Source organism: Stenotrophomonas sp. P5_A8 (genome assembly GCF_056400545.1).
Genome location: NZ_JBFULB010000150.1, coordinates 1 through 9,358, shown reverse-complemented (window position 1 = coordinate 9,358; position 9,358 = coordinate 1). Strand labels below are relative to the sequence as shown.

Here is a 9,358-nt window from a genome sequence, read left to right as displayed (position 1 = left end):
GGCCTGCTGGACATCACCGACAACATCGTCAACAACAAGATCGTGCCGCCGGTGGACGTGGTCCGCCACGACATGGACGACCCGTACCTGGTGGTGGCCGCCGACAAGGGCACTGCGACCTTCTCCGACATCGCCAATGGCCTGGCCATCGCGCATGGCTTCTGGATGGGCGATGCGTTCGCCTCCGGTGGTTCGGTGGGTTACGACCACAAGGGCATGGGCATCACCGCACGCGGTGCGTGGGAGTCGGTCAAGCGCCACTTCCGTGCGCTGGGCCGTGACAGCCAGAGCCAGGACTTCACCACGGTGGGCGTCGGCGACATGTCCGGCGACGTGTTCGGCAACGGCATGCTGCTGTCGCGCCACATCCGCCTGGTGGCCGCGTTCGATCACCGCCACATCTTCCTGGACCCGAATCCGGATGCGGCCAGCACGTTCGTCGAACGCGAGCGTCTTTTCACCGTGCCGCGCTCGAGCTGGGCCGACTACGACGCCAAGCTGATCAGCAAGGGCGGTGGCATCTTCCCACGCTCGCTGAAGTCCATCGAGATCACCCCGCAGGTGCGTGAGGCACTGGGCCTGGAGGACACCGTCAAGGCGATGTCGCCCAACGATCTGATGAGCGCCATCCTCAAGGCGCCGGTGGACCTGCTGTGGAACGGCGGCATCGGCACCTACGTCAAGGCGTCGACCGAGCAGCACAGCGATGTCGGCGACCGCGCCAACAACGCACTGCGCGTCAACGGTGGCGAGCTGCGCTGCAAGGTGGTGGGCGAGGGCGGCAACCTGGGCATGACCCAGCTGGGCCGCATCGAGGCTGCCCAGGCCGGCGTGCTGCTCAACACCGACTTCATCGACAACTCGGCCGGTGTGGACACCTCCGACCACGAAGTCAACATCAAGATCCTGCTCAACGATGTGGTGCGGGCCAAGAAGCTGACCGTTGAACAGCGCAACAAGCTGCTGGCGTCGATGACCGACGAAGTGGCCGCGCTGGTGCTCAACGACAACTACCGCCAGAACCAGGCCCTGAGCCTGATGGAGCGGATGGCGGTCAAGCGCCTGGGCTCCAAGCAGCACTTCATCCGCACGCTGGAGCAGCAGGGCCTGCTCGATCGCCAGATCGAGTTCCTGCCCTCCGATGCCGAGCTGTCCGCGCGCAAGGCACGTGGCCAGGGGCTGACCCGTCCGGAACTGTCGGTGCTGCTGTCCTATTCCAAGCTGGTGGCCTTCCAGCAGCTGCTGGAATCGGACATCCCGGAAGATCCGTACCTGTCCAAGGAACTGCAGCGCTACTTCCCCACGCCGCTGCAGAAGAAGTACGCCGATGCGATGGAGCGTCACCGCCTGAAGCGCGAAATCATCGCCACGGCCGTGACCAACCAGACCATCAACCGGATGGGCGCCACCTTCCTGATGCGCATGCAGGAAGACACCGGCCGCACCGTGGCCGAGGTCGCCAAGGCGTACACGATCAGCCGTGAAACGCTGGACGCGCGCGCGCTGTGGGCACAGATCGACGCCCTCGACGGCACGCTGCCGGAGTCGGTGCAGATCGACGCGCTGGAAGTGATCTGGAAGCTGCAGCGTTCGTTCGTACGCTGGCTGCTGTCGCGCCCGGGCGCCATGCCCGGCATCRCCGAGGCGGTCAACCGCTACCAGGCGGCCTTCAACGACATCCGCGTCGCCTCCGGCGTGCTGCCCGATTCGCAGCGTCCGTCCTACGAGGCCAGCGTGGCCGAGTGGAAGGAGAAGGGCCTGCCGCCGGCCCTGGCGCAGCAGTTGTCCGAACTGCAGTTCCTGGAACCGGCGTTCGACATCATCGAACTGGCCCGCACCCGCAAGCTCAAGCCGGTGGACGTCTCCAAGGTCCACTTCCGCCTGGGCGACGCCCTGCAGCTGCCGTGGCTGTTCGAGCAGATCGACGCGCTGGAGGTCAACGGCCGCTGGCACGCCGTGGCCCGTGGCGTGCTGCGCGACGAGCTGGCTGCCCATCACCGCAACCTGGCTGCCCAGGTGCTGTCGATGAAGGGTGCCAGCGCCGAAGCCAAGGTCGCTGCCTGGATCGGTCGCGACGACAGCAGCCTGCGCTTCACGCTGTCGATGCTGGCCGAACTGGCCGAGCAGAAGACGCTGGACTACCCGACCGTGTCGGTCGCCGTCCAGCGTCTGGGCCAATTGGCCGCACACGGCGCGTAAGCGATAGCGCCGGGCGCTGCCCGGTGGCGTGAAAAGGAAACGGCCCCGCAATCGCGGGGCCGTTTTCGTTTCCGGTCGTGCCGGCCGCTGGCTGGCAATCGCATGGACCTGCCGGCGCGGACGCGTATCCGGTCAGCGGCCGGCACGACCGGGTATGCTCTTGCTGGCATACCCCACCCGGATCCACCGATGAGCGACACCCCCCGTATCGCCTTCCTGGCCAGCAACACCGAGGCCGCGCAGCAGGCCCTGGCCGCGATGCTGGCCCGTTATGGCGCGTGCACGCCCGAGCAGGCCGACGTGCTGTGCCCGCTGGGCGGCGATGGCTTCATGCTGCAGACCCTGCATCGCTACGCGGCGCTGGGCAAGCCGGTGTTCGGCATGAAGCTGGGCACGGTGGGATTCCTGATGAACCAGTTCCGTGACGACGACCTGCCGGCGCGGCTGGACGCGGCCGAGCCGGCGCACCTGCGGCCGCTGGAGATGCTGGCGCTGACCGAATCAGGCACCAGCACCGGATCGCTGGCCTACAACGACGTCTCGCTGCTGCGCCAGACCCGCCAGGCCGCGCATATCGGCGTGGACCTCAACGGCCAGGAGCGCGTGGCCGAGCTGATCGGCGACGGTGTGCTGGTGGCCACGCCGGCGGGCAGCACCGCCTACAACTATTCCGCGCATGGCCCGATCCTGCCGCTGGGCTCGCACACCATCGCGCTGACGCCGCTGGCCCCGTATCGCCCACGTCGCTGGCGCGGTGCGATCCTCAAGGCCGATACCGAAGTGCGCTTCCGCGTGCTGGATCCCTACAAGCGCCCGGTCAGCGTCACTGCCGATTCGCACGAGACCCGCGACGTGGTCGAGGTGACCATCCGCGAGTCGCGCGAGCGCCGGGTGACCTTGTTGTTCGACCAGGAGCACAACCTGGAAGACCGTATCCTCAGCGAACAGTTCATGTTCTGAGCCGGCCTGGCCGTGGCGGCCGCGCACTGTGGGACAATGGCTGGCCGGCCGCTGCGGCCGCATTGGATTGCTGAGTGCCATGGGCGACAACACCCCCCGTCTGCTGACCGTCGCGGTGACCTCGCGCGCGCTGTTCGACCTGGAAGAAGGCCACGCGCTGTTCGAGGCCGAGGGCGTGGATGCCTACGCCGAGTACCAGCGCAAGCACGAGGATGACGTGCTGCGCCCGGGCGTGGCGTTCCCGGTGGTGCGCAAGCTGCTGGCCCTCAACCAGGGCCAGTCGCCGGAGTCGCCGCGGGTGGAAGTGATCCTGCTCTCGCGCAATTCGGCCGATACCGGGCTGCGCATCTTCAACTCGATCCAGCATTACGGCCTGGGCATCATCCGCGCCACGTTCACCGCCGGCGAACCGACCTGGCCGTACGTGAAGCCGTTCGGCACCGATCTGTTCCTGTCGGCCAATCCCGAATCGGTGCGCCGCGCGCTGCTGCACGGCATCGCTGCCGCCACCATCCTGCCCAAGCCACCGGGCGAGACGATCGCCGCGGCCGAGYAGGTGGACATGGGGCGTCCGCTGGGTCAGCTGCGCATCGCCTTCGATGGCGATGCGGTGATCTTTGGTGATGAGAGCGAGCGCATCTCGCGCGAGCAGGGCGTGGAAGCTTTCGGCCGGCACGAGCGCGAGAACGCGCGCGAGCCGCTCAGTGGCGGCCCGTTCCGCAATTTCCTTTCGGCGCTGCACACGCTGCAGGCGGTGTTCCCGTCCGGCGAGGATGCGCCGATCCGTACCGCGCTGGTCACCGCGCGTTCGGCGCCGGCGCATGAGCGGGTGATCCGCACCCTGCGCGAGTGGGGCGTGCGCCTGGATGAGGCCCTGTTCCTGGGCGGCCGCCACAAGGGGCCGTTCCTGGAAGCGTTCGGGGCGGATATCTTCTTCGACGATTCGCAGCACAACATCGACAGCGCCCGTCAGCACCAGAGCGTGGCGGCCGGGCACGTGCCGCATGGCGTGGCCAACGACGGCTGATCGGCGCGTGGTCTTCCCACCCACGGTGGGGGGCTAACGGACCGGCAACACCATCGGCGGGGTGGCTTCTTCGTTGCCCAGCGGCAGGCGGATATCCACCAGCTTCCAGCGCAGGCCCGACCGCTGCAGCACGAACACCACCGGCTCGCCCTGCGCGGTACGGGTGGTGGCGGTGAAGCGCGACAGCGACTCGAAATGGTGCTCGGCCCCCTGCAGCGGCCGCGGCTTGCGCGGCGCGGCGTAGGGGTCGTTGCTTTCCAGGTCGTTGCTGGCGCGTTTCCACAGGGTGTGGCCTTCCATCAGCGCGCCGATCCCGGTCGGGGTCACCATCGCATCCACCGCGGTGCCGGTGAGCGTCTCGCTCGCCGAGAGCAGCAGCGCGCCCAGCAGGTTGGACTGCACGTCCGGCCCGGCGCGACGGACCACATAGTCGTTGAGCTGCGCGCGCAGGTTGGCGCGCAGCATCGGGAAGTCGACGTAGCGGTCGAGTTTGGCGGTATCGCGCGCCTCGATGGCCTGGGCCAGTCCGCGCACGGTCAGGTACGGGCCGCTGAACAGGATGCCTGCCAGCAACAGCAGCAGGGCCAGCAACAACCAGGGCAGTTTCTTCATTCGTCACGCATCGTCGAAAGGCACTGCGCCGAGCTTGCCGCAGTGCGTGTCAGCCGGTGTGAACACTACTGGCTGGGCGAACCGCCGCCACGCTGGAACGCGGCGACCAGGCGTGCGCGTTCGTCCGGCTGCAGCGCATCCACCCGGGTGTCCAGGATCTGCTCCAGATTGCGCACGCGGGTGGTCCCGAGTACGCCGCTGGCGATGCCAGGATGCTGCAGGACATAGGCGAACGCGGTCTGCGCGGGGGTCTGTGAATGTATCGCGGCCACCGCGCGCTGCATGTCGCGTGCACTACGCATCAACTGGCGGCTGGACGGTTTCAGCCAGGCGCGCGCCAGGTACCAGGCATCGGCCAGGCGCGGCACGCGGGGCCGTGCCGGGAGCAGATGGCCCTGTGCCAATACGGTGCCGGCCAGCACGCCGATGCCGGCATCGTGCATGGCCGTGATCAGCGGCTCGCGGTCCTGCTGCAGCGCGTTGTAGTCGATCAGCGCGACATCGAACAGCGCCGGGTGGTCGACCAGATGCTGCATGGTCGCGCCGGTGTGGGTATTGATGCCGAGCAGGCGGAACATGCCGTTGCGACGCATGCGGGCCAGTGCGCTGAGCAGTTCATCGTTGATCTGCGCCAGGCCGATGCCGTGCAGCTGGAAGATGTCCAGATGATCGCAGTGCAGGTTGCGCAGTGAGGCGGCGCAGCTGCGCTCGATCGCCTCCGGGGAGAAATCGCGTTGTTCGGCGCCGCTCACCCCGGCCTGGCCGGTCAGCGTGCCGCCCTTGCTGGAGATCACCAGGCCATCGCGTGGATGGTTGGCGAAGGCGCGTTGCAGGATCCGGCCCAGCCGCGGTTCGGCGTTGAAGGCCGAGTAATTGTGGCCGGTGTCGAACAGGTTGACCCCGCGCTCCAGCGCGCGCCGCACGATGCGTTCGGCCTCGGCTTCGGCGAAACGCCGGTTGCCCCAGAACCCGGAGCAGCCCAGGGCGATCTGCGATACCTGCAGGCCGCTGCGGCCCAGTGGCCGCCGCGGAAGGGGGGAGGGGGTTGCCATCGTGCTCAGAATTCAAGGTCCAGCGCGGCGCACAGGTAGTCCACGAACGGACCGAGGGTGACCAGGTCGGCGGCGATGGTCTGGCGCAGGCGCGGCCCGGTCATGGTGGCGTCGTCCAGCGAACGCCAGAACACCCAGTTGCGGTGCTTGAGGTCGTCGATGAATTCGAAGTCCGGCTCGAAGCCACGCGGCGGGCGCACCAGCTTCTCGCTTTGCTCGAAGTCGAACTTCTTCCGCAGTACCGGCGAGTGCGCGGCGGCCTTCCAGCTGCCCGGGTTGTCGACGATGAAATGCCGCACCTTGCGCTGCGTGGCCGGCTCGGGATGCCACAGGCCGGCACCCACAAAACTCTCGCCCGGCTGCAGGTGGATGTAGAACGACGGCGCGGGTACCTGCTTGCGGCGCTCATGGAACAGGCGCGCGCCCTGCCAGCTCTTGTAGGGTGACTTGTCGTTGGAGAAGCGCGCGTCGCGATAGATGCGGAACAGCGAGCCACCCACGCCACGGGGATCGGCGCGGAAGTGTTCGCTCACTGCCGCCAGGTCCGGCTGCAGGTCGGCGATCAGGCGCAGAAATGGCTGGCGCACATGCTCTTCGTATTGCGGCTTGTGTTCGTTGAACCAGGTCTTGTCGTTGTGGCGGGCCAGGCCGCGCAGGAAGGTGAAGCTCTTCGGACTGAAATAGCTGCTCACAGGCTCTGCTCCAGGTCGGTGCCCCAATCGCGCAGCTGCTGCAGCAGGGCGAGTTTGCCGGGGTCGGTGGCATGTTCGGTGGCCAGCGCGTCCAGCTGTTGCCGGAACTGCGGCAGGTTCTGCTCGCCCAGTGCGGCATCCCCGAGCAGGCGCTGGCGACGGTAGTCGTTCCAGCGGGTGCGCTCGGCCGCATCCAGGGTCGGCAGATGATTGCGCGCCCGGTAGCGGAACAGCAGTTCAGGCATGCGCGGATCGCGCAGGCGCTCGGCGAAGCTGGCCAGTTCTGTCGGGGGACTGGTGCGGATGCGGGTCATCAGCGCCTTGTCGCCATCGGCAAGGAAGCCGTCGTACAGGGACGCATCGACATCGCTCGGCGGCAACACGCGTTCGCCACCGAATACCTGCCGCACCTTCTCGGCCAGTGCCGGGGCGAGCTCGCGCAGGCGTGCGGCCTTGGCCTCGATCGCGGCCACGTCCAGGCCGAGGCGTGCATGGTCGGCGGCGCGCAGGTGGTTCCAGGCGACCAGCGCCGGCACCTTGTTGACGTGTACTTCCTTGAGCGGTACGCGCTGTTCGCCTTCGGCCAGGTCCGCCGCGCGGGTGTACAGGCGCGCGGCGATGGTTTCGGCCGGCAGCGCCAGCAGTGCGTCGATGTCGCCCTCCAGGTCGAACACGATGATGCGGTTGTTGATGTACGGGTGACGCGCCAGCGGCAGCACCGGTGCGGCGCACATGCGCTGGGCGGGATAACGCATCGAGATGTGCAGCACCGGCTGCATCGCATCGACGTCGAGCAGGCTGCCGACGAAACGTTTGTCGCGCAGCTTCAGCGCGTAGTCCCACAGGCGCGGCTGGGCCTGCTTGAACAGGCGTGCCATGCCGATGGTGGCGTGCACGTCCGACAGGGCCTCGTGTGCGTCGCCCTGACGCACGTTGTTGGCGGTGGCCAGGTGCTCAAGCTTGAACGAGGTGGCACCATCCTCGCGTTGCGGCCAGACCACGCCTTCGGGGCGCAGCGCGTGCAGCAGGCGCATCATGTCCAGCAGGTCCCAGCGCGAGTTGCCGTTGCGCCACTCGCGCTCGTAGGGATCGAAGAAATTGCGGAACAGCCCGTGGCGCACGAACTCATCATCGAAGCGCAGCGTGTTGTAGCCCAGCGAGCAGGTGCCCGGTCGCGCCATCAGGTCGTTGATGCGCGAGAACGCCTCGGCCTCGCTGACGCCGGTGGCAAGCGCGTGCTGCGGGGTGATGCCGGTGATCAGCGTGGCCACCGGCGAGGGCAGCAGGTCGTCGGCCGGCTTGACGTAGAAGCTGACCGGCGCCTCGATGATGTTCAGCTCGGCATCGGTGCGGATCGAAGCGAACTGCGCGACGCGGGTGCGCCGCGGGTCCTGGCCGAAGGTTTCCAGGTCGTAGAACAGGAAGCTGTCTGCCATCAGTGTGCGCCCTCCAGTACGGGCAGCTGCGTGTGCACGATGCGCTCCAGTGCAGGCCAGTCGATGTGGTCCAGGCTGTCGTGCCCGGCGGTGGCCTCTTCCAGGATGCGCCGCTGCAGTTCGGTGCGCTCCAGCGCTACCGCGTAGGGCGTGTGCAGGAAGGTCACCATCGTGTAATGCGGCACGAAACGGGTCGGCCAGCGCGCCTGCAGCGCCTGTTCCAGCTCACGCTGCAGCAGGAATGCCGGGTCGGCGACACGGTCGCGCATCTCCAGATAGTTTTCCAGCGCCATCTGCTGGATGGCTTCGGCATTCGGCTTGCGATCCGCTTCGAACGCGGCGAAGGCGTCGCCCAGCGAGTCCTGTTGCAGTAGGTGGCCAGCCAGCGCCACGCAGTCTTCGAACGCGCAGTTCATGCCCTGGCCGTGGAAGGGCACCATCGCATGGGCGGCGTCGCCGAGCAGCACGGCGCGGCCCTGCAGGTGCCAGTGGGTGAGGTGCAGCGTGCCGAGCAGGCCCGGCGGATGTTCTTCCCAGTCACGGCGCAGGTTGGGGATCAGTGCCAGCGCATCGGGGAAGTCACGTGCGAACAGCGCTTCGGCTTCGGCCCCGGTGGTGGTGGTGGCAAAGCTGGGATCGCCCTTGTTGGGCAGGAACAGGGTAACGGTGAACGTGCCTTCGTCGTTGGGCAGCGCGATGCACATGTAGTGGCCACGGGGCCAGATATGCAGGGCGTTGGCCTCGATGCGGAAGCCGCCATCGGCGGTGGGCGGGATCTCCAGCTCCTTGTAGGAGTGGTCGAGGAAGTCGATGCGTTCGTCCAGCGGCTGCTTGCGGTTCATCGCCGCGCGCAGTGCCGAGCCGGCACCGTCGGCGCCGATCAGGGTATCGAAGCGGATGTCGTGCGGCTGGTCGTCGCGGTCGTCGATGAAGCGTGCGTAGCCGGCGTCGAAATCGACCGTGTGCAGACGGCGATGGAAGTGCACGCTGGCTCCGGCATCTTCGGCCAGCTGCAGCAGGGTGGTGTTGAGGTCCTTGCGGTGGATGGACCAGATCACTTCGCTGTCGTCGCGCCCATAGCGCTGCAGCTGCGGCTCGCCATGGCGCGGGTGGATCATGCGCCCGCGCATCATCACCGCCTTGGCCATGACCGCGTCTTCGACACCGGCTTGGCGCAACGCGTTGCGGCCGCGCTCGGCCAGGGCCAGGTTGATCGAGCGGCCGGACTCGTAATCGCTGATGCGCGGGTCGCCGCGGCGTTCGTACAGGGTGATCCGCCAGCCCTGGCGGGACAGCAGGATGGCGAGCAGGGAGCCGGCCAGGCCAGCGCCGATGATGCTCAACGAGCGGGAGGGGGTAGCGATCAAGTCGGTGTCCGCA

The 9,358-nt window shown here is 67.6% G+C and carries 8 protein-coding genes; 3 read left to right on the top strand and 5 right to left on the bottom strand.

The window, feature by feature from the left end:
• The 3 genes from AC1DQP_RS11970 to AC1DQP_RS11960 form a co-directional block, all read left to right on the top strand.
• Positions 1-2,199: NAD-glutamate dehydrogenase domain-containing protein (locus tag AC1DQP_RS11970; RefSeq protein ID WP_478051663.1), on the top strand; the 2,199-nt coding region annotated here is incomplete at its 5' end.
• Positions 2,200-2,388: 189 nt separating this feature from the next.
• On the top strand, positions 2,389-3,159 hold the full coding sequence (locus AC1DQP_RS11965; protein WP_256774553.1) for an NAD kinase: 771 nt from the start codon (positions 2,389-2,391) through the stop codon (positions 3,157-3,159).
• Positions 3,160-3,238: 79 nt separating this feature from the next.
• Positions 3,239-4,186, top strand: a complete 948-nt coding sequence (locus AC1DQP_RS11960) for a 5'-nucleotidase (RefSeq protein ID WP_478051662.1) — start codon at positions 3,239-3,241, stop codon at positions 4,184-4,186.
• Positions 4,187-4,219: 33 nt separating this feature from the next.
• Here AC1DQP_RS11960 and AC1DQP_RS11955 read toward each other — a convergent pair whose 3' ends face one another.
• From AC1DQP_RS11955 to AC1DQP_RS11935, 5 genes are all read right to left on the bottom strand, one after another.
• Positions 4,220-4,798, bottom strand: coding sequence for a DUF2939 domain-containing protein (locus AC1DQP_RS11955; protein ID WP_457319355.1), 579 nt, complete (start codon positions 4,796-4,798; stop codon positions 4,220-4,222).
• 65 nt (positions 4,799-4,863) lie between these two features.
• Positions 4,864-5,850: an aldo/keto reductase gene (locus tag AC1DQP_RS11950; protein ID WP_478051661.1), complete on the bottom strand. Its 987-nt coding sequence runs from the start codon at positions 5,848-5,850 to the stop codon at positions 4,864-4,866.
• A 5-nt stretch (positions 5,851-5,855) separates the two neighbouring features.
• The gene (locus AC1DQP_RS11945) at positions 5,856-6,542 is read right to left on the bottom strand and encodes a DUF2461 domain-containing protein (RefSeq protein ID WP_478051660.1); all 687 of its coding nucleotides are present in this window, start codon (positions 6,540-6,542) and stop codon (positions 5,856-5,858) included.
• Entirely contained in the window at positions 6,539-7,978 is a 1,440-nt protein-coding gene (gene sbcB, locus AC1DQP_RS11940; protein WP_457320163.1) for an exodeoxyribonuclease I, read from the bottom strand. The genes AC1DQP_RS11945 and sbcB overlap by 4 nt, the downstream gene beginning before the upstream one ends.
• Positions 7,978-9,345 (bottom strand): FAD-dependent oxidoreductase, encoded by a 1,368-nt coding sequence (locus AC1DQP_RS11935; protein WP_457320165.1) that lies wholly within the window; start codon positions 9,343-9,345, stop codon positions 7,978-7,980. Before AC1DQP_RS11935 ends, sbcB begins: the two co-directional genes overlap by 1 nt.
• Between the last annotated feature and the right edge of the window lie 13 nt (positions 9,346-9,358).